Here is an 18,079-nt window from a genome sequence, read left to right on the forward strand (position 1 = left end):
ACCATGCACACACTGCCTCACCGTTTAGGACTGTCGCTGAAACTGCTGCTGGCCATGTTAGCCATGAACTTAGCGGCCACACTGAGTTTTACGCTGTACACCTATACCAGCCAAAAACAGGCGATCCTGCAGGGCATCGACCACAATTTGCGCACAGGCGCATTGGCGGTGCGGTTGGTCGCTGATGCCGCGCACGATCACTTCCTGACACAACCGACATTACCGCCGGAGCACTTACAGACCGTGCAAGCGGCGCTCTCGACCCTCGCCACTGAAGCGGGCATGGCTTATCTCTACACGGTCGCGCACCAAAACGGCGTTTATAGCTTCACGCTGTCGAGTTACACGGCTGAAGAAGCTGCTGCGGGTGAGTTCACCACGCCCTTTGAACCCTATGCCGATCCCAGCGCGGGCTTGATCGCTGCCTTTGCCGAGCGCCAGCCGCAATACGATCAATATACGGACGAATGGGGTACCTTTCGCTCGGTGTTTATTCCGGTGCGCTCACCGCAGGGCTTTGACTATGTGTTGGCCGCCGATATTGCGATTACTGATATTGCCCAACAACTGCGGCAAACGCTCTGGGCGTGTCTGCTGATGGCGGTGCTGGTGTTTAGCGGTGGGCTGGTGCTGTCGTGGTGGTTGACGCGCACGCTGCAACGTAATGTGGCGATTTTGGCGCGTGAGGTGGATCGGATCGCCGCTGGTGAACTCGGGATTGCGATTCAGCCGACGGCTGACGATGAACTGGGCCGTTTGGGGGCGGGCATCAATCACATGGCGCAGCAGCTACGCACGCTTATCAGCGAAGTGCAGCAGGCGACCACGCGCTTAGGCAGTGTATCGGGCACGCTGTCGCAGACTTCGGGGGCGATGGCTTCGGGCGCAGCGCAGGTTGCGCATCAAGTCGAACAGGTGCAAAACGCCAGCGGTACCTTGCAGTTAACAGCCGATGAGATCGCACGCAATTGCGCGGCAGCGGCGGAGGGAACGCGCCATGCCAGCCACTCCGCTAATACCGGCGCGGGAGTTGTCCGCGAGGCAATGGCGGCGCTGAGTCAATTAGGTGAGCGCGTCAAGCACATGGCTGGCGCGATGAGTCAGCTTGGGCAACGGTCGCAGGAGATCGGTCAGATTGTCGGTACGATTGAGACCATTGCCCGCCAAACGAATCTGCTGGCGCTCAATGCGGCGATTGAGGCCGCACGTGCCGGTGAGCAGGGACGCGGGTTTGCGGTGGTTGCCGATGAAGTCCGCGCACTCGCCGTGCGCACCACCAGCGCCACCCAGGACATCGCCGAGCGCATCACCGCCGTGCAAAGTGAGATTCAGCAACTCGTCGGCTCGATGCACACTAGTGTTGGCGAGGTCGATGCCGGAACGGCCGAGGCTAAGGCGTCGGTGAGCGCATTAGCGACAATTTTGGAGTGGATCGCCACCCTGAGCACGCAAGTTGAGCAGATTGCAACGGCGGCTGAAGAACAAACAGCAACCACGACTGAGGTTAATCGCACGTTAGAACAGATTGTCGCAACCGTGCGCTCTACCGCCGAGGGTGCCCAGCAGACGGCCCATGTCGCGGTTGAGATTGCTGACCAAGCCGGGGAGCTTCAAGAGCAGTTGAGTCATTTTCGGTTGGGTGTGTGAGCATTGGACATTTTGAGACAGGATTAACAATCAGCGTGAACACCCACCACATCCCCCACCAACACCAGCACATACTAGCCCGCATCCGCGCTGCGACCGAACGCGCCGCCCGACCAGACGGCGCAGTCACCTTGATCGCGGTGAGCAAAAAACAGCCAGCAGACGCGATCCGCGCTGCCTATGCCGCTGGGCAACGTGCTTTCGGCGAGAGTTATGTTCAGGAAGCCTTAGATAAACAGGCACAGCTTGCCGATCTCACTGAGATTGACTGGCATTTTATTGGGCGGATTCAGGCCAATAAAACGCGCCAGCTTGCTGCGCACTTTGATTGGATTCACGGTTTAGCTGATATCGCACACGCCCGCCGCTTGAGCGAACAGCGTCCGGCCAAGCGTCCGCCGTTGAATGTCTGTCTTCAGGTCAATCTGAGCGGCGAGACGCGCAAAGGCGGCGTGATGCCCGAAGCGGTCGGCGCACTGCTGGCCGAATGCCGAATGCTGCCCGGCCTGCGCGTGCGCGGCCTGATGACGCTGCCAGCTCCAGCAGAAGATGAAGCCGAACAGCGCCGCCCATTTCGGGCACTGCGCGATCTGCGCGACCGCTTGGCGACCCCGGACTGTCCGCTCGACGTGTTATCAATGGGGATGTCCGACGATCTGGAAGCGGCGATTTTGGAGGGCGCGACCTGCGTGCGTATTGGAACAGCAGTGTTTGGCGCACGTCCGCTTGACTGATAAGGGCGCAAAAATTGCCGTACAATCGCGCCTCACCGTCACACGGCATTTGGTGTTTTGAAGAAAGATGACTACAGCAGCCAACATTCGCTTCATCGGTGGCGGCAATATGGCCACCAGTCTGATTGCCGGTCTGATTGCCGACGGCTATCCCGCATCGGCGATTCAGGTGTCCGATCCCAGCCCCGAGCGGCGTCATGCGTTGCAAGCCCGTCTCGGTGTGCGGGCGCTGGCCAGCAATGCCGAGGGGCTGACTGACGCCGCCACGCTGGTGCTCTGCGTCAAACCGCAACTGGCCGCATCCGTGTGCGCAGAACTGGCGCCGCTGCTGGCCGATCAGCGCCCGTTGCTTGTCTCGGTGATGGCGGGTGTCGGTGAGCAGATGCTGCAACGCTGGCTCGGTGCGCCGCTGCCGATTGTGCGGGCGATGCCGAATACCCCAGCGATGGTGCAAACCGGCGCGATTGGCTTACACGCGAGTCCTGAAGTCGATGCCGAGGGCCGTAATCGTGCTGAGACGATTCTGCGGGCAGTCGGGTTGGTACGCTGGGTGACGGATGAAGCGCAGATCGACGCCGTGACGGCGATTTCGGGCAGCGGCCCGGCTTATTTCTTCCTATTTATGGAAGCATTGGAACAGGCGGCGCTGGAACTTGGGTTGGATGGCGAGACGGCGCGGTTGTTGACGATTCAGACGGCACTGGGCGCGGCAAAGATGGCGATGGAAAGCGACGATCCACCAGCGCGGCTGCGCGAACAGGTGACTTCGCCGGGCGGTACCACAGAACGGGCGCTGGCGGTATTTGCTGAAGCCGATCTGCGGGCGCTGGTTGCACGGGCGACTCGGGCGGCGCGGGATCGGGCAGTTGAGCTATCGCAGACGCTCGCGGAGGCGCCATGAGCGGTTCCTATCTGCTTGATCCGTTGGTGTTTTTGATTCAAACCCTGTTCGGGCTGTATATCGCGGTAGTGGCGATTCGCTTTTTGCTGCAATGGGTGCGGGCAGATTTTTATAACCCACTCTCACAATTTGTGGTGCGGATTACGACACCGGTCTTGCGTCCACTGCGCCGCGTTATCCCCGGCTACGGCGGGCTGGATTTGGCGGCACTGGTACTGATTTGGCTGCTCTCGACTGTGCAACTGGGGCTGATGGCGCTGGTTGTTGGGCTGGAGCGTTCGCTGTTTGGTGCGCCGTTGTGGGCGATTCCAAGCATGGTTGAACTGTTTATCAATATTTTGCTGTTTTCGGTGCTGATCCGCGCTATTTTGAGCTGGATCAATCCCGATCCCTACAATCCCGCCGCCGCACTGCTGGATCGGCTGACAGCACCAGTGATGCGTCCGGCGCAGCGGGTGATTCGACCGATTGGCGGGATCGATCTCGCGCCACTGGTGGTAATAATCGGCTTAGTGCTGCTGAATATGCTGCTGTTACCGCCGCTCAAATGGCTGGTTGCCAGTCCGTTTTGATCTGATCCCTCTCTAATTAATAAGACGTTACGCGCCAAATGAGTTGGTATCGCTGGGACGGCGACAATCTGGAACTGCGGGTGCGGGTGCAGCCGCGTGCGCCCAAAGATGCGTTCGTCGAACCCGATCCGAGCGGCGAGTATTACCGCGTGCGGCTGAAAGCGCCGCCGGTCGAGGGCAAGGGCAATCTGGCGCTGCGGCGGTTTATCGCTGAGGCATTTGGGGTTGCTGCCTCGCATGTTGAAATCCTCAGCGGCGAACAGGCTCGCTACAAACGCCTGCGCATCCAGCGCCCGCGTACCCTGCCGCTGCCGGTCGGAACGCCGCCATGCAGCCATTAAATCTTCTCAGCTACAACGTTCAGGCCGGGATTGCTTCGCGTCAATATAGCGATTATGTAGTGCAGAGCTGGAAACATCTGCTGCCGCATCCCGAGCGACTGGCGAATTTGGCGCGGATTGCGCAGTTATTGCGCCAGTTCGATATTGTTGGGCTGCAAGAGGTGGATGCTGGCAGTTTGCGCAGTTCTTATGTCGATCAAACGCAGTATCTGGCCACGCAGGGCGCTTTTCCGCATTGGTATCGTCAGATCAATCGCAATCTGGCCCCATTCGCACAGCACAGTAACGGGCTGCTGGCGCGGCCACATCCGGCGCAGATTATCGAGCATCGATTGCCGGGCTTGCCCGGACGCGGGGTGGTGGTGGCGGAATTTGCGCTTGATGATGGCGAGCGGCTGGCGGTTGGCATTGTGCATCTGGCGCTTGGCTGGCGGGCGCGACGGCAGCAACTTGATTATCTCAGCCAGTTAGCCCAGGAGTATCCCTATCTGGTGCTGATGGGGGATTTTAATTGTGGCTGTGATTCCAAAGCCCTGCGCAATATGGTGCGGCGCTGCGGGATGCGTGGTCTGGATTGCGAACTTAAGACATTTCCGAGTTGGCGGCCTCGGCATAATCTCGATCATATCCTTGTCTCGCGCCCCATCGAAGTGCTCGCCGCTCGCGTGGTCGATTATGCGCTGTCGGATCATCTGCCGATCAGTATGCGGATTGCGTTGCCGAGTGGGGTTAAGCTCATGGCACCATCAAAAGGGTCGGGCACCGCGTAAATGCTGACTGACTGCCAGCCAACTGCCGACCAATCCCAGCACAATCCCCGAACTGAGCATTAAGCCGGTATCGCCGACGCCCAAGCCGGCTAGACGAAATTCACTGTGATAGAGCGATGCCAGCCGCGAGACTGGGCCTTGTAGCAGCAGCGTTGCCAGCGCCACCAAGAGCCAAGCGGTCATTCCCCCGAGCAAGCCGTACCACGCGCCGGTATAGAGAAAGGGTCGCCGAATAAAATTCGCTGTCGCGCCGACTAATTCCATGATCTCGATTTCGATGCGGCGGTTGAGAATTTCCAAGCGAATGGTGTTGCCGACGGTGAGCAACACACCGATGCTTAACAATCCGCCGAGCAGCAGCGCAACCACCTGCACTAGATCAAGAATTGCCTGCAAGCGTTGCAACCACAGCGTATCCATCCGCGCAAAATCCGCCTCGGGCAAATCAAGCAGCCGCTCTTGCAGCAGCGTCAGGCGCTCGGGGTCGGCGTGTTCGGGATGCGGATAGACGGCCAGCACATTGGGGAGCGGATTTTTGGTGATCTTATCGAGCGCATCTTCAAAGCCGCCCAGATCGCGAAACTCGGCTAACGCCTGATCGCGGGTGATGAGCTGGATGCGGTCGATTTCTTCCCAGGCTTCAAGCTGTTGGGCCAGCGTCGTTGCCTGCGCGTCGTCGATGCGCAGTTCGAGAAAGAGCGAGATCGCGGCGGTTTGATCCCAACTGCCGGCCATACTGCGCAGATTTTCACTCAAGATATAGAGCGCGGCGGGCAGCGCCAGCGAAATGCCGATCACAGCGACCGTCATCGCCGAGGGCAGCGGCGAGGCACGCAGCCGACCGAGGGTATCGAGCACGGTTTGCAGATGGAGACTCAGCCAGACTCCGGGGCGTTGCAGCAGACGCGGCCCGCGTGGGCGTGGGGCTGGAGCGGAGCGATGTTTTTTAGCCATGCTTACCAGCCTCCGGTATCGCCGATGAGCCGCCCTTCGTCGAGGGTCAGGGTGCGATGGTGCATGGTGTTGACGAGGCCAAAATCATGGGTGGCGATCAATAGGGTCACGCCGACATATTTGAACCGCTCGAATAGCTCGAAGATTTCGCGGGACAGATCAGGGTCGAGATTGCCGGTTGGCTCATCGGCCAAGAGCACCGGCGGCCGTCCGACCAGCGCCCGCGCAATACCGACGCGCTGTTGCTCACCGCCGGAGAGGGCTATCGGCGTGGCGCGTTCGCGCTTGAGCAGGCCGACTTGATCGAGCGCGGCGCGGACGCGGCGGCCGATTTCACGCGAATGCACACCCGTGACCACCAACGGCAGCGCGACATTATCGAACACACTGCGATCCGGTAGCAGGCGATGATCCTGAAAAATCATGCCGACTTGACGACGGTGATAGGGAATCTCGCGCCGAGGCAGGGTGCTGAGATTGCGCCCATCGACGAGCACCTGACCGCGTGACGGACGTTCGAGCAGACCGATGAGCCGCAACAGCGTGCTTTTACCGGCTCCCGAATGGCCGGTTAAAAACACCATCTCGCCGGTTTGGATCTCAAAATCAATCGCCGAGAGCGCCTCACCGCGTTCAGGATAGCGTTTAAAGACGTTTTGAAAGCGGATCACGGTCGCGGCAACCTCATCGCGGATCACTGGCGCTGGTTGCGACAGGATGAACAGGATGTTTCAAGATTGACAGGATTTTTTCTTTGTAAAACAAGCGTTTTGACAATCCGGTCAATCTGATCTGCTGTTTGATTATCCGAGCAGCGCCTCGATAAATTCATCGGGATCAAAGGGGCGCAAGTCCTCAATCGACTCACCGACACCGATAAAGCGAATCGGCACGCCGAGCCGTTCGGCAATGGCAAAGAGAATACCGCCCTTCGCGGTACCGTCGAGCTTGGTGAGGGTGATGCCGGTCAGCCCGACGGCGCGATGAAAATGCTCGGCCTGATGCAGCGCATTCTGACCGGTAGTGGCATCGACGACCAACATGACCTCATGCGGCGCATCGGGATCGAGCTTTTTGAGCACGCGGGCAACCTTAGACAGTTCGTCCATTAGATTGCTTTTTGTGTGCAACCGCCCGGCAGTATCCGCGATCAACACATCGACGCCACGCGCAGTAGCCGCTTGCAGCGCATCAAAAATCACCGAAGCTGAATCTGCGCCCGTGTGCTGAGCGATGACCGGCACGGCGTTGCGCTCGCCCCAAGTTTCGAGCTGCTCGACGGCAGCCGCACGGAAGGTATCCCCAGCGGCAAGCATGACGCTATTACCCTCATCTTGCAGCCGCTTGGCGAGCTTGCCAATCGTGGTAGTTTTGCCGGCACCGTTGACGCCGACCATCAACACCACCTGCGGCTTACCGAGCGCAGGCTGCTTCACTGTGCCATCGGCGGCCTGCAAAATCGTGCGCAATTCATCCTTGAGCGCAGCAAAGAGCGCATCCGGATCGGTCAACATTTTGCGCTTCACACGCTCACTAAGATCAGCCATCAGACGGGTGCTCGTCTCGATGCCGACATCTGCCGTAATCAGCACGGTTTCGAGTTCATCGAGTAAATCAGCGTCGATGCGCTGTCGCCCGCGCAACAGACTGCCAAGCCCGCCGCCAAGCTGAGTACGCGATTTCGACAGGCGTTCGCGCAAGCGGACTAAAGCACTCCGCTTAGGCGTATTGTCTTCTTCCGTGCTTTCCGCGCTTTCAGCGGCCATACTCGGCGCTGGCGCATCAGCACTCACGGGCTTAGAAGAGCGGAATAGCTTGCCGAACCAGGGTTTACGCGGCGTATCGCTCTCGGGTGTGGTTGGAGCGGGTGCTGAGGCGACTGACTCGGACGGCGCTGATTTTTTTCCGAAGCGGAACATAAGACTTGAACTTCAAGGTCGATGGTTGGTTAAGCGATCAGCCGGATACTATCAGAACCTTGCGTCCCAATTGGCGAGAACGGACTTAGTCCGCGTATCACATCACTCCCCCTCACCAAACCGCTCCTGCACTAACTGCGCAATAGCCGCCAATGCTGCCTCTTCGTCCGCGCCGGTCGCCTCGACCACAATGGTCGTACCCTGACTAGCGGCCAGCATCATAATACCCATAATGCTCTTAGCGTTGACGCTTTGCCCATTACGGGCAATCGTGATCTCACTGGCAAACTGGCTGGCGCATTGCACCAGCTTGGCCGAGGCGCGGGCGTGCAAACCGAGCTTGTTACAGATTTCGAGTTCTTGGCGCAGCATCCTGCACAATCCTGTTCAATAGGGTTAGAGCGAAAATCGTTTAGGTCAGTTCACGGTGCCGAATAATCACCGTATGGCCGTGCGCTTCCAGATACTGACCGAGGGCTTCAGTCATATACACCGAACGATGCTGACCACCGGTGCAGCCGATGGCGATGGTCAGATAACTGCGCCCATCGGTCTCAAAACGCGGAATCCAGCGTTCAAAAAACGCGACAATATCGCTGCGCAGTTGCAATGCTTCGGGGCTGGCTTCGAGAAAACGGGCGACTTCGGGATCACGCCCGGTGAGCAGACGCAATTCACTCTGCCAATGTGGATTCGGCAGGCAGCGCACATCGAACACAAAATCGGCATCCGGCGGCACGCCATGCTTAAAACCAAATGACTTGAGCAAAATGGAAAGACGCGGCGCTTCGCCGCCCAACAGCCAGCGGCGCACCTGATCGCGCAATTCGTGAACATTGGTGCGCGTCGTATCGAGCACTAGATCAGCGTGTTGCCGCACCGGTGCGAGAAAATCCTGTTCAAGCTGAATCGCTTCGCGCAATGACCGCTCGGCAGTGGTCAACGGATGACGGCGGCGCGTTTCGCTGTAGCGTTGAATTAACGTCTCGAACTGGGTTTCTAAAAACAGCACGCGACAATCGATCCCGCGCTCGCGAGCGGTTTGCACCAGCGGCGGCAGTTGTGGCAGGGCTTCGAGATTGCCGCGTGCGTCGATGCCCACGGCGGTTTTGCTAAAGGCAACATCGAGCGTTTCGCGCAGCCCGAGCACCAGTTCTTGCAGCAGAAAAAACGGCAGATTATCAATACAATAAAAGCCCATATCCTCCAGCGTGTGGAGGGCGATGCTTTTGCCGGAGCCGGATAATCCGCTCAGAAGAATCAGTTGCATACTGTGCTCGCCTCGCGGTCAGTGCGCGGTGAGAATCTGCAAAATCTCATCGGCTGAAGTGGCTTCGCGCAGCCGCACGCGCCGACTCGGATCGTTGAATAAGCTGGCGAGATGAGCGAGCAGCCGCAGATGTTCGTCGTTCGCCTCCTCGGGGACGAGCAGCGCAAAGGCCAGATCGACCGCTTCACCATCGCTGGCATCATAGTCAACGCCCTGCACGGTTTGCACAAAGGCCCCAATCGCCGTGGTGACATCCTTCATGCGCGAATGCGGCAGCGCCACACCATGCCCTAAGCCGGTGCTCCCCAACCGCTCGCGTTCGAGCAGATGTTCAAACACGGTTTCAGCTTGCAAACGTGGATGGTCACGCGCCAACAGCCCGGCGAGTGTTTCAATCAGGCGCTTTTTGCTGGCCAGCTCCAGCCCACAGCCGACGCGCACGACGTTGATGAGATCCGGGCCTAACATGGTGCCAACTCCGGCAAAGTGAGAGGGCGGCTCCCGCAACACACTTCGGCAGCCGCTGATAACAACCGGCGCTGTCGCCGCAGAACGACGACAGCGCCTCCTATCGCGCGCGCACGGTGGCCGCGTGGCCTGAATGCCTTACTCGGCTTCAGCAACCTTGACGGCAGCGCCGCGATGGCTGTGCTTTTTCTCCTTATGCCGGATGACCTGACGGTCGAGCTTGTCGATCAGGCCGTCGATGGCGGCATACATATCTTCATGCACGGCATCGGCAAACACCGTGCCGCCGTTGACATGCAGCGTCGCTTCGGCCTTTTGGTCGAGTTTCTCGACGCTTAAGACGACATGGGCATTGATGACGTGGTCGAAATGGCGTGCAAGACGCTCGAATTTGCTGTCCACGTAGGATTTCAGCGCTTCGGTCACGTCGATGTGATGACCCGTCAGATTGATTTGCATCATTGAACTCCTTACTAAGGTTCAAACGGCCTGTTAAGCCAGGCGTTTGCGCTCACTGGAGGCGGGGATACCCAACGCCTCGCGGTATTTGGCGACTGTTCGCCGAGCGACATCGATACCCTGATTCGCCAGTTCTTCGGCGATCTTGTTATCGCTCAGAGGCTTACGCGGTGATTCACCCGCGATCAGCTTGCGAATCAGGGCGCGGATCGCTGTTGACGAGCATTCGCCGCCAGAAGTGGTGTTGACGTGAGAAGAGAAAAAATATTTCAGCTCAAAGGTGCCGCGTGGGGTGTGCATGTATTTGTGCGTGGTGACCCGTGAGATGGTGGACTCATGTAGCTCCAGCGCCTCGGCGATGTCGCGCAGCACCAGCGGGCGCATTCCCTCTTCGCCATGTTCGAGAAAATCCTGCTGCATTTCGACGATTTTGGCTCCCACGCGCAGCACGGTCTCGTTGCGGCTGGCCAAGCTTTTGATAAACCAACGCGCTTCTTGGAGATGACTTTTGAGCGTCAGACCGTCGGCGCTGTGGTCGGCGCGGCGTACCAGCCGCGCATAGTCGGCATTGACGCGCAGTTTGGGCGTGATCTCGGGATTGAGTTCCACCTGCCAGCGCCCGTCTTGTTTGCGCACAAAGATGTCGGGGACAACGTACTCCGAAGCGGTCTCGGCAATCAAGCGTCCGGGCTTGGGATGCAAGCGGCGGATGAGATCGAGCGCCTGCGCTAGTGCCGGTTCATCCGCTTTGAGCAGCCGCGCTAAGGCGGTGAGATCGCCGCGTGGCAGATGCTCAAAACCGCTGTCGCAAATGGCCAGCGCCAGCGTCCGCCACGGCGTTTCGGGCGGCAATTGACGCAGTTGCAGCAACAGGCATTCACGCGGATCGCGGGCACCGACACCCGCCGGATCCAGCGCCTGTACGCGATGAATCAGCGTCTCGACCTCGTCGGGGCCAATTTCGGGATCGTCAATCGTCGCCACCAGTTCGGCGACATCGGCACGCAAATAGCCATCGGCATCAATGGCATCGACGATGGTTTCCGCGATCATAAAATCGCGTTCGTTCAGGCGGCTGAGGTTCAATTGCCACAGCAGATAATCGCTGAGTGTCTGCGGGCGCGAGCGATGCAGCAGCGGATCATAGTCGGCATCGTCACTCGCCGCGCCCGCGCCACTGGGCGGCAGATAGCCGTCGAATACATCGCCCCAGTTCGTATCAACCGGCAACTCGTCGGGCATGTTGCTCGATTCGGCCTGGACTTCGCGCTCAAACGATGCGTCTGATTCCGACGGCTGGCTCTGCGTAAACGTATCCTCATCGAGTCGCGGCAGGCGTCCGCTCTCTTCTAGTTCGCTGGTCGCGTCGTGCTGCTCGGATTCCTCGCCTTCCTCCAGCATCAGATTGCTGTCGAGTGCTTCTTGAATCTCTTGTTGCAGCTCTAACGTCGAGAGTTGCAGCAGCTTGATTGCCTGCTGCAACTGGGGCGTCATGGTGAGTTGCTGACTGAGCCGAAGCTGGATAGATGGCTTCATGGATCGTGTGCTGTTGTGTGTGAAATGCTCAGGGTCTGTTTTTTTAGGAATCGGGGGGGATGTGGCCGCGTTCACGGGGTCACAGTCGTCTTAGTGTCAGTCTAGTCTACATGGAAAAATCCGCACCGAGATAGACATCCCGCACCCGTTGATTAGCTAAGAGCGCACGCGGCTCGCCAGCGGCAATCACGGTGCCGCTGCCGATGATATAGCCTCGGTCACAGATGGCGAGCGTTTCGCGCACATTATGATCGGTAATCAGCACGCCAATGGCGCGATCCCGCAGATGGGTGACGATGGATTTGATGTCGCCGACGGCAATCGGATCGACGCCAGCAAAGGGTTCATCGAGCAGCATCACTGTGGGTTCGACGGCGAGCGCCCGAGCGATTTCTAGCCGCCGCCGCTCGCCGCCGGAGAGACTGAGCGCCAGCGATTCGGCGATATGGCTGATGCCCAGATCGGCCAGCAACTGTTCGCAGCGGGCCTCGCGTTCGCGCCGCGTGAGCTGACGGCGGGTTTCCAAAATCGCCAAGATGTTGTCACGGGCAGTCAGTTTGCGAAAGATCGACGGCTCCTGTGCCAGATAGCTCAAGCCGGCGCGGGCGCGAACGTGCATCGGCTGGCGCGTCAGATCGCGGTCATCGAGCAGAATGCGCCCCTGATCGGCTTGAATCAGCCCGACGATGAGATAAAAACAGGTGGTTTTGCCCGCGCCATTCGGGCCAAGCAAGCCGACGACTTCCCCCGGTGCAACCGTAACGCTGACATCGTGCAGCACCTGACGGCTGCCGTAGTGCTTTTTGAGGTGTTCGGCGCGGAGTCCGCTCATCGTTTTTGCACCGGCTGTTCCGCTGTCTTGGGCGTTTCGGGGGTGATGGTGATTTTCACCCGTCCCGCGCCACCAGCCCGAAACCGCGCCTGCGCTCGGTTATAGAGAATGCGCTCGCCGGTGAGTTGATCGGTGCCCTGAAGCAAGCGCCCCGCGCCGATTAACACCAGTTCTTCCGTCGCCGTGTCGTATTCCATGCGCTTGGCGAAGGCTTGCACTTCACCCTGATTGTCGTCGAGCTGTTGCCGATACTTGACCGGCTGGCCGAGCGCGATCATCAGGCGCGGTTGGCGGTCGGCGTGATGATACACGGTCACATGATCGGCCAGCAGGCGCATACTGCCCTGCTCGACCTGAACATGCCCGACATAGACACTGGTGCTCTGCGCCTCGTTGACCTCGACTTCATCGGCTTCGATATAAATCGGCTGTTGCGCGTCGTCTTTGAGCGCCCACGCCGGAACACTCAGCGCCACGCTCAACAGCAACCATAACAGGTGAAATCGGGTGCGAAACGGACGTTGAATCATGGTGCAGAGGCAGCAGGTGGAGCAGATTCAGGCATAAAACGCAGCCGGACACGGCCGTGTAAATTGGTGCGCGAGGCGTCATCCAGATACCACAGTTTTAGGCCGTTGGCGGTCATGGAATCGCCGTCGCTCTCAAGGCGAACGGGTTGATCGGTTTCGGCGAGACCGGTTTCGGGCCAGAGATCGAGGCGTTCAGTTTCCAGATGCACGGCGCGATTGACGGCCGTTGCCGCACGATTGAATTGCACCGCGCCACTTAAGCGAATCTGTTTGCCGTCATCTTTAACAACGCCCAGTTGTGCTTCTGCCAGCCAGGGCGCACCCTCGGCGCGATAGAGTTCTAAACGCGGCGTATCGAGTTCGGAGCGGTGTTCATCGAGATAATGGCGTAACTGTGGCGTGTGCAGATGACGGCTCGGCTGACCGTTGGCATCCGTTTCTAGCGCCGATAGTCCCCAGACGATGGAATCCGGCTGGCGCAGACGTGGCGCACGCTCGGCATCCGGCGGCAACGCTCGCCACAGCCACCACGCGCCTATTCCTAGCACGGTCAAGCCCATCCCCAGCCGCCACGCCCGCGCATCGCCGAGCAGCGCCATCCGCTGCCACATCACGAATAGGATGCCAGCAATGAAGCCAGATGCCCGTGCGCGTCGAGGATCAGTTCGCACACCTCACGCGCTGCGCCACGTCCGCCCGCAGCAGTCGTACACCAGTGCGCCAGCTCGCGCACGCGGGGGTCGGCATCGGCAACCGCAATCGCCAAGCCAACGCGCCGCATCACCGGCAGATCAATCACATCATCGCCAACATAGGCGATCTGTTCATCTTGGAGGGTATGGCGCTGCTTGAGCTGTTCATAGGCGGGCAGTTTATGACGGTAGCCCTGAAACACCTCAGTCACGCCCAGACTGTCCATCCGCAGTTTGACGACATTGGAGATGCGTCCGGTAATCACGGCTACATGAATGCCGCTCTCTTGCAGCAGCACCATGCCGTGACCATCGCGGGAGTTGAAGGCTTTGTATTCCTGACCATCATCGCCCAAAAACAGGCTGCCGTCGGTCAGGACACCATCGACATCAAAGATCACCAGTCGGATACGTGAGGCGCGGTCGTGAAGCTCGGTCATGGTGTACAGGCAAGGCGCGTCTAGGGTGGGCAATGCGTGCTCTTGTAGCCGTTTCGCGGCGGGTGGTCAATAGATTGGCGAAAGCTTCCAGCTATCGGCCACCAGCATGGCTGGAAGCTGGTAGCTGAACGCTCACCGCTAAACCAACCGCATCGACAAATCCACCGCTCGCACATCTTTCGTCAACGCGCCGACTGAAATCCGATCCACACCGGTTTCAGCTACGGCGCGAATCGTCTCCAAGCTAATCCCGCCTGAAGCTTCAAGCTGGGCGCGACCGGCGGTGATGGCGACTGCTTGGCGCAAGGCATCCAGCGCGAAGTTATCCAACAGCACCACCGGCGCTCCGGCATCCAGCGCCAATTCCAGTTCATCTAAGGATTCAACTTCGATTTCAACCGGAACGCACGGATGCAGCATGCGGGCAGCTTCCAGCGCAGCAGGAATCGATCCGGCGGCGAGAATGTGATTTTCTTTAATCAAAATGACATCAAACAGGCCGAAGCGATGATTCTGGCAGCCGCCGCAGCGCACGGCATATTTTTGCTGCCAACGCAATCCCGGCACGGTTTTGCGGGTGTCGAGCACGCGCACCGGCAGATCGGCGACGGCATCGGCGTAACGTCGTGCCAGCGTCGCCGTGCCAGAAAGCGTTTGCACATAATTCATCGCCGTGCGCTCGCCGGTCAGTAGCGCCCGCGCTGAGCCATCGAGTACGCACAGCCGCTGACCGGGCGTGAGTGGCTCGCCATCGTGCGCCAGCCAGTCGATCTGTATTTCGGGCGCGAGCACACGAAATACGGCTTCAAACCAGGGCGCACCACAGAGCACCGCCGCTTCACGGGTGATCAGTTCAGCGCGTCCGTGTCGATCAGCCGGTAGCAGCGAGGCGGTCAAATCGCCTGCACCGACATCTTCGGCTAACGCCGCCCGCGCTTGAAATTCGATCAAAGTCGGATCGGGGTGTTCGTTTTGGGACGCAGTAACGGATAAATGAGGCATAAGCAAATACCGACGCTGACGGACATGACGGATAGGATCGAAGTCGAATAGCATAGGACAGCTTGCTTGTGTTTGGCTCAATACTGCACCACTGCGCTTCCAATTTTTTCCCGTTATCGTTCGCTCCCATGACCGCAATACTCGACCGCGCTGACCATGCGCCGACTGTTTCCGATCTCGATGCGGCTGGTTGGCTCGCCGCTGCTGTGCGCCGTCCGTCACCGAATCAAGACGCCCGCCCACCGAATACCCTGATTGATCTGCTGGTGATTCATAACATCAGCTTGCCGCCGGGGGAATTTGGAGGCGCGTGGATTGATGATTTGTTTTTAAATCAGCTCGATCCGAATGCGCATCCATATTTTGCGCCGATTGCTGGCGTGCGCGTGTCGGCACATCTGTTGATTCGGCGTGATGGGCAGGTGCTGCAATATGTGCCCTGTGAACGTCGCGCTTGGCACGCGGGTGTCTCCAGCTTTCAGGGGCGCGAACGCTGCAATGATTATTCGATTGGAATTGAATTAGAAGGCACGGACGATAGCCTATTTACCGAGGCGCAATATCAGCAACTTGTCATCTGTACCCGTCAACTTCAGCGCCGTTATCCGCAAATCAGCGCAGCGCGGATTGTCGGTCATGCCGATATTGCCCCAGGTCGCAAAACCGATCCCGGCCCGGCGTTTGATTGGGAGCGTTATCGGCGTGAGATTAGCTGATGTCAAGTTCCCGCAAATTATAAATGCTCATCTTTCGGCTTGCGCTTAACTAAACTGAATAGCCCTGCAACACAAAAAAGCCACCGTCCGATTATCAGCGGGCGGTGGCTTTTAACTGACTTCCAGTTCCAGCGTGACTATTAAATAAACATGCTGAACTGCAATCAGCAGCTAGGCGCGAGGGGCATCGGCTGTATCAGATTGAGCGCGATCCGCACGATCCGGCGGCGTATCAGATGATTGCGCCGCGTCGGTTTTACGGTCATGGATATTACGTCGGGCATTGGTTGCTTGGCTATAAAACAGCCAACCCACGACACCGCCAACAAGCAGCAATTCTAAAGCCGCTACAGAAGAACCATCAGCCATCGGTAGATACCTCGATAGAATAAAACACGAATACAATCACGCAGATCCTATTGCGCACAGTATACACACAGCCACCTACTGCTAGAAGCTGGCGGCTGAAAGCAGGTCATTCCCGCTCACCCCATTCTTCACTTCTCACCCACATCACAATACGCGCTGGCGCGTCGCGTTGTAATCCAATGCTGAATTTGTTGTGGCGGCGGTGTCGTGAAATTCGACACCAACCATGCGACTGCAATATTTGCTAACGCGCCAATTGCGCCGAAGGCTTCCGGCATCAAACCGAATAACCAATTCGGCCCCATGCCGATTTCAGGGATGAGAAAAGTGGTATTCGGAATCCAGAATAGCCCTTTATGCTGAAATATATAACCCAGTGTCAGCATCAGGCCGGTTAGCATTCCGGCGATTGCGCCGTATTGATTGAAGCGCGTTGAAAAAATCCCCAATAACAATGCTGGAAATAGCGTTGCTGCCGCTAAACTCAAAGCGAATGCAACTGTTTCAGCCGCCACTCCAGGCGGATGTAAACTCAAATAGCCAGCGAATAAAACTGCACCAAGCATCGCCAAGCGACCAGCTAATAGCTCCATTTTTTCTGAGCTATTCGGCGCGAAAACACCTTTCATTAAATCATGGGCCAATGCTGCGGCAATCGCTAATAATAATCCAGCGGTGGTCGCTAAAGCTGCCGCCAGTGCACCGGCAATCATCAGCGCCAGCACCCAATCTGGTAAATCAGCGATTTCTGGCATCGCTAATATCAAAACATCGGCATTGAGCACGAGTTCATTACCTTCCCAGCCGAATTCTTGCGCTTTCACGGCAAATTCGGGATTGCGGTCGTCATAATATTGAATCCGACCATCACCATTATGATCGGTAAAGGTCAGCAGGCCGGTTGCTTCCCAATGCTTAAACCACTCTGGGCGTTCAGCATAGAGCAAATAACTGTGCTCTTCGGCAATTGGGCCAGTGTGAATGCTATTCAGTAACGCCCAACGCGCCATAGCTCCCATTGCCGGTGCGGTTGCATAGAGCAGAACCAGACATACCAGTGTCCAGCCGATTGAATAGCGTACCGCTGCAACAGTTGGTACGGTAAAAAAACGCATAAGAATATGTGGTAGACCCGCAGTGCCAATCATCAGCGATAAGGTATACACGAACATATTAAAGGTGCTGCCTAAGGTGTGCGTGCTATAGTGTTGAAAGCCGAGATGCGTCACTACTTGATCGAGTTGATACAGTAAGGATAAGCCGTTGGGATCATTTAATAACGGGCTGGCGAGTGCTAATTGCGGAATTGGCTGGCCGGTGAGTTGCAGCGCCATAAAAATCGCCGCAACGGTATAGGCAAAAATCAACACGACATATTGCGCAATCTGCGTGTAAGTAATGCCTTTCATGCCGCCAAACAGCGCATATATCGCTACTAAACCGACGCCAATCATGACGCTTAATTCATAAGATAGGCCGAAAAAGCCAGCAAATGCGACGCCGATGCCGGTCATCTGACCGATTAAATACGTCAGCGAAATCAACAGCAAACAGAGCACCGCGACTACACGCACCGAACGCGCCGCGTACCGCTTGCCAATGAATCCGGGCACGGTGACAGCTCCGAATTGACGCAGATAGGGCGCAAGCAACAGCGCCAACAGCACGTAACCGCCCGTCCAGCCCATCAGCAACACCGAGCCGCCATAGCCGTTTAATGCCAGCAGACCGGCGAGCGATAAAAACGACGCGGCAGATAAAAATGACGCGGCGGTCGCCATGCCGTTAGCCAGCGGATGCAAACTGCCGTCGGCGACGTAAAATTCGCGGATCGAGCCAGCCCGCGCCCAGAATCCCAGACCAATATAGAGCGCGAAGGTCGCGCCAACGATGCCATACGTCCAGAGCGCCTGCGGTGTCATGGTGT

At 58.0% G+C, this 18,079-nt stretch carries 22 protein-coding genes; 7 read left to right on the forward strand and 15 right to left on the reverse strand.

Translation table 11 applies throughout. The features are described 5' to 3' along the window. Positions 1 to 3 precede the first annotated feature (3 nt). The 6 genes from BLW10_RS13915 (at position 4) to BLW10_RS00435 (ending at position 4,965) form a co-directional block, all read left to right on the forward strand. Positions 4 to 1,647 carry a methyl-accepting chemotaxis protein gene (locus tag BLW10_RS13915; protein WP_091331413.1) on the forward strand — a complete coding sequence of 548 codons (1,644 nt, stop codon included), beginning with the start codon at positions 4 to 6 and terminating at the stop codon, positions 1,645 to 1,647. Between the two features lie 35 nt (positions 1,648 to 1,682). Further along, a complete protein-coding gene (locus BLW10_RS00415; RefSeq protein ID WP_091331514.1) occupies positions 1,683 to 2,381 on the forward strand; it encodes a YggS family pyridoxal phosphate-dependent enzyme in 699 nt (232 codons plus the stop codon). 67 nt (positions 2,382 to 2,448) lie between these two features. Continuing rightward, entirely contained in the window at positions 2,449 to 3,282 is an 834-nt protein-coding gene (proC, locus tag BLW10_RS00420) for a pyrroline-5-carboxylate reductase (protein WP_091331415.1), read from the forward strand. Continuing rightward, positions 3,279 to 3,854: a YggT family protein gene (locus tag BLW10_RS00425; RefSeq protein ID WP_091331417.1), complete on the forward strand. Its 576-nt coding sequence runs from the start codon at positions 3,279 to 3,281 to the stop codon at positions 3,852 to 3,854. Before proC ends, BLW10_RS00425 begins: the two co-directional genes overlap by 4 nt. A 38-nt stretch (positions 3,855 to 3,892) precedes the next feature. Beyond that, a complete protein-coding gene (locus tag BLW10_RS00430; RefSeq protein ID WP_091331419.1) occupies positions 3,893 to 4,195 on the forward strand; it encodes a DUF167 domain-containing protein in 303 nt (100 codons plus the stop codon). Continuing rightward, the gene (locus tag BLW10_RS00435; RefSeq protein ID WP_091331421.1) at positions 4,183 to 4,965 is read left to right on the forward strand and encodes an endonuclease/exonuclease/phosphatase family protein; all 783 of its coding nucleotides are present in this window, start codon (positions 4,183 to 4,185) and stop codon (positions 4,963 to 4,965) included. The genes BLW10_RS00430 and BLW10_RS00435 overlap by 13 nt, the downstream gene beginning before the upstream one ends. Here the strand turns inward: BLW10_RS00435 and ftsX are convergent. From ftsX to nadC, 13 genes are all read right to left on the reverse strand, one after another. After that, positions 4,942 to 5,919 (reverse strand): permease-like cell division protein FtsX, encoded by a 978-nt coding sequence (gene ftsX, locus BLW10_RS00440; protein ID WP_091331423.1) that lies wholly within the window; start codon positions 5,917 to 5,919, stop codon positions 4,942 to 4,944. The two genes, BLW10_RS00435 and ftsX, sit on opposite strands and share 24 nt — an antisense overlap. Before the next feature lie 2 nt (positions 5,920 to 5,921). Then, the gene (ftsE, locus tag BLW10_RS00445) at positions 5,922 to 6,590 is read right to left on the reverse strand and encodes a cell division ATP-binding protein FtsE (protein ID WP_091331516.1); all 669 of its coding nucleotides are present in this window, start codon (positions 6,588 to 6,590) and stop codon (positions 5,922 to 5,924) included. Positions 6,591 to 6,722: 132 nt separating this feature from the next. After that, positions 6,723 to 7,838, reverse strand: coding sequence for a signal recognition particle-docking protein FtsY (gene ftsY / locus BLW10_RS00450; RefSeq protein WP_091331424.1), 1,116 nt, complete (start codon positions 7,836 to 7,838; stop codon positions 6,723 to 6,725). A 102-nt stretch (positions 7,839 to 7,940) separates the two neighbouring features. Further along, positions 7,941 to 8,210 carry an HPr family phosphocarrier protein gene (locus tag BLW10_RS00455; RefSeq protein ID WP_091331426.1) on the reverse strand — a complete coding sequence of 90 codons (270 nt, stop codon included), beginning with the start codon at positions 8,208 to 8,210 and terminating at the stop codon, positions 7,941 to 7,943. A gap of 40 nt (positions 8,211 to 8,250) precedes the next feature. Beyond that, entirely contained in the window at positions 8,251 to 9,108 is an 858-nt protein-coding gene (gene rapZ, locus BLW10_RS00460) for an RNase adapter RapZ (RefSeq protein ID WP_091331427.1), read from the reverse strand. 18 nt (positions 9,109 to 9,126) lie between these two features. Further along, a complete protein-coding gene (locus tag BLW10_RS00465) occupies positions 9,127 to 9,576 on the reverse strand; it encodes a PTS sugar transporter subunit IIA (RefSeq protein WP_091331429.1) in 450 nt (149 codons plus the stop codon). Positions 9,577 to 9,714: 138 nt separating this feature from the next. Continuing rightward, positions 9,715 to 10,035 (reverse strand): ribosome hibernation-promoting factor, HPF/YfiA family, encoded by a 321-nt coding sequence (hpf, locus tag BLW10_RS00470; protein ID WP_091331517.1) that lies wholly within the window; start codon positions 10,033 to 10,035, stop codon positions 9,715 to 9,717. Between the two features lie 33 nt (positions 10,036 to 10,068). Then, on the reverse strand, positions 10,069 to 11,571 hold the full coding sequence (locus BLW10_RS00475) for an RNA polymerase factor sigma-54 (protein WP_091331431.1): 1,503 nt from the start codon (positions 11,569 to 11,571) through the stop codon (positions 10,069 to 10,071). Positions 11,572 to 11,677: 106 nt separating this feature from the next. Next, entirely contained in the window at positions 11,678 to 12,403 is a 726-nt protein-coding gene (gene lptB, locus BLW10_RS00480; RefSeq protein ID WP_091331432.1) for an LPS export ABC transporter ATP-binding protein, read from the reverse strand. Continuing rightward, positions 12,400 to 12,933: a lipopolysaccharide transport periplasmic protein LptA gene (gene lptA, locus BLW10_RS00485; protein ID WP_091331434.1), complete on the reverse strand. Its 534-nt coding sequence runs from the start codon at positions 12,931 to 12,933 to the stop codon at positions 12,400 to 12,402. The genes lptB and lptA overlap by 4 nt, the downstream gene beginning before the upstream one ends. After that, the gene (gene lptC, locus BLW10_RS00490; RefSeq protein ID WP_245709035.1) at positions 12,930 to 13,604 is read right to left on the reverse strand and encodes an LPS export ABC transporter periplasmic protein LptC; all 675 of its coding nucleotides are present in this window, start codon (positions 13,602 to 13,604) and stop codon (positions 12,930 to 12,932) included. The genes lptA and lptC overlap by 4 nt, the downstream gene beginning before the upstream one ends. After that, the gene (gene kdsC, locus BLW10_RS00495; protein WP_091331437.1) at positions 13,544 to 14,065 is read right to left on the reverse strand and encodes a 3-deoxy-manno-octulosonate-8-phosphatase KdsC; all 522 of its coding nucleotides are present in this window, start codon (positions 14,063 to 14,065) and stop codon (positions 13,544 to 13,546) included. Before kdsC ends, lptC begins: the two co-directional genes overlap by 61 nt. 138 nt (positions 14,066 to 14,203) lie before the next feature. Continuing rightward, complete coding sequence (gene nadC, locus BLW10_RS00500) at positions 14,204 to 15,067, reverse strand: carboxylating nicotinate-nucleotide diphosphorylase (RefSeq protein WP_091331519.1); 864 nt, start codon at positions 15,065 to 15,067, stop codon at positions 14,204 to 14,206. 128 nt (positions 15,068 to 15,195) lie between these two features. On the opposite strand from nadC, the gene ampD reads away from it, so the two are divergent. After that, positions 15,196 to 15,783, forward strand: a complete 588-nt coding sequence (ampD, locus tag BLW10_RS00505; protein WP_091331439.1) for a 1,6-anhydro-N-acetylmuramyl-L-alanine amidase AmpD — start codon at positions 15,196 to 15,198, stop codon at positions 15,781 to 15,783. A 171-nt stretch (positions 15,784 to 15,954) separates the two neighbouring features. On the opposite strand, the gene BLW10_RS00510 is transcribed toward ampD, so the two are convergent. Together BLW10_RS00510 and BLW10_RS00515 are read right to left on the reverse strand one after the other, a co-directional pair. Then, positions 15,955 to 16,152: a hypothetical protein gene (locus tag BLW10_RS00510; RefSeq protein ID WP_091331440.1), complete on the reverse strand. Its 198-nt coding sequence runs from the start codon at positions 16,150 to 16,152 to the stop codon at positions 15,955 to 15,957. A 128-nt stretch (positions 16,153 to 16,280) separates the two neighbouring features. Continuing rightward, on the reverse strand, positions 16,281 to 18,074 hold the full coding sequence (locus BLW10_RS00515) for a sodium:solute symporter family protein (protein WP_091331442.1): 1,794 nt from the start codon (positions 18,072 to 18,074) through the stop codon (positions 16,281 to 16,283). Positions 18,075 to 18,079 lie beyond the last annotated feature (5 nt).

It is taken from the genome of Allochromatium warmingii, from assembly GCF_900107145.1.
Classification (GTDB): Bacteria; Pseudomonadota; Gammaproteobacteria; order Chromatiales; family Chromatiaceae; genus Thermochromatium; species Thermochromatium warmingii.

Coding starts and splice junctions, on each gene's coding strand:
- BLW10_RS13915 (WP_091331413.1), top strand. CDS start 4: ATGCACACACTGCCTCACCGTTTAGGACTGTCGCTGAAACTGCTGCTG.
- proC (WP_091331415.1), top strand. CDS start 2,449: ATGACTACAGCAGCCAACATTCGCTTCATCGGTGGCGGCAATATGGCC.
- BLW10_RS00425 (WP_091331417.1), top strand. CDS start 3,279: ATGAGCGGTTCCTATCTGCTTGATCCGTTGGTGTTTTTGATTCAAACC.
- BLW10_RS00430 (WP_091331419.1), top strand. CDS start 3,893: ATGAGTTGGTATCGCTGGGACGGCGACAATCTGGAACTGCGGGTGCGG.
- BLW10_RS00435 (WP_091331421.1), top strand. CDS start 4,183: ATGCAGCCATTAAATCTTCTCAGCTACAACGTTCAGGCCGGGATTGCT.
- ftsX (WP_091331423.1), bottom strand. CDS start 5,919: ATGGCTAAAAAACATCGCTCCGCTCCAGCCCCACGCCCACGCGGGCCG.
- ftsY (WP_091331424.1), bottom strand. CDS start 7,838: ATGTTCCGCTTCGGAAAAAAATCAGCGCCGTCCGAGTCAGTCGCCTCA.
- BLW10_RS00455 (WP_091331426.1), bottom strand. CDS start 8,210: ATGCTGCGCCAAGAACTCGAAATCTGTAACAAGCTCGGTTTGCACGCC.
- rapZ (WP_091331427.1), bottom strand. CDS start 9,108: ATGCAACTGATTCTTCTGAGCGGATTATCCGGCTCCGGCAAAAGCATC.
- BLW10_RS00465 (WP_091331429.1), bottom strand. CDS start 9,576: ATGTTAGGCCCGGATCTCATCAACGTCGTGCGCGTCGGCTGTGGGCTG.
- hpf (WP_091331517.1), bottom strand. CDS start 10,035: ATGCAAATCAATCTGACGGGTCATCACATCGACGTGACCGAAGCGCTG.
- BLW10_RS00475 (WP_091331431.1), bottom strand. CDS start 11,571: ATGAAGCCATCTATCCAGCTTCGGCTCAGTCAGCAACTCACCATGACG.
- lptB (WP_091331432.1), bottom strand. CDS start 12,403: ATGAGCGGACTCCGCGCCGAACACCTCAAAAAGCACTACGGCAGCCGT.
- lptA (WP_091331434.1), bottom strand. CDS start 12,933: ATGATTCAACGTCCGTTTCGCACCCGATTTCACCTGTTATGGTTGCTG.
- kdsC (WP_091331437.1), bottom strand. CDS start 14,065: ATGACCGAGCTTCACGACCGCGCCTCACGTATCCGACTGGTGATCTTT.
- nadC (WP_091331519.1), bottom strand. CDS start 15,067: ATGCCTCATTTATCCGTTACTGCGTCCCAAAACGAACACCCCGATCCG.
- ampD (WP_091331439.1), top strand. CDS start 15,196: ATGACCGCAATACTCGACCGCGCTGACCATGCGCCGACTGTTTCCGAT.
- BLW10_RS00510 (WP_091331440.1), bottom strand. CDS start 16,152: ATGGCTGATGGTTCTTCTGTAGCGGCTTTAGAATTGCTGCTTGTTGGC.
- BLW10_RS00515 (WP_091331442.1), bottom strand. CDS start 18,074: ATGACACCGCAGGCGCTCTGGACGTATGGCATCGTTGGCGCGACCTTC.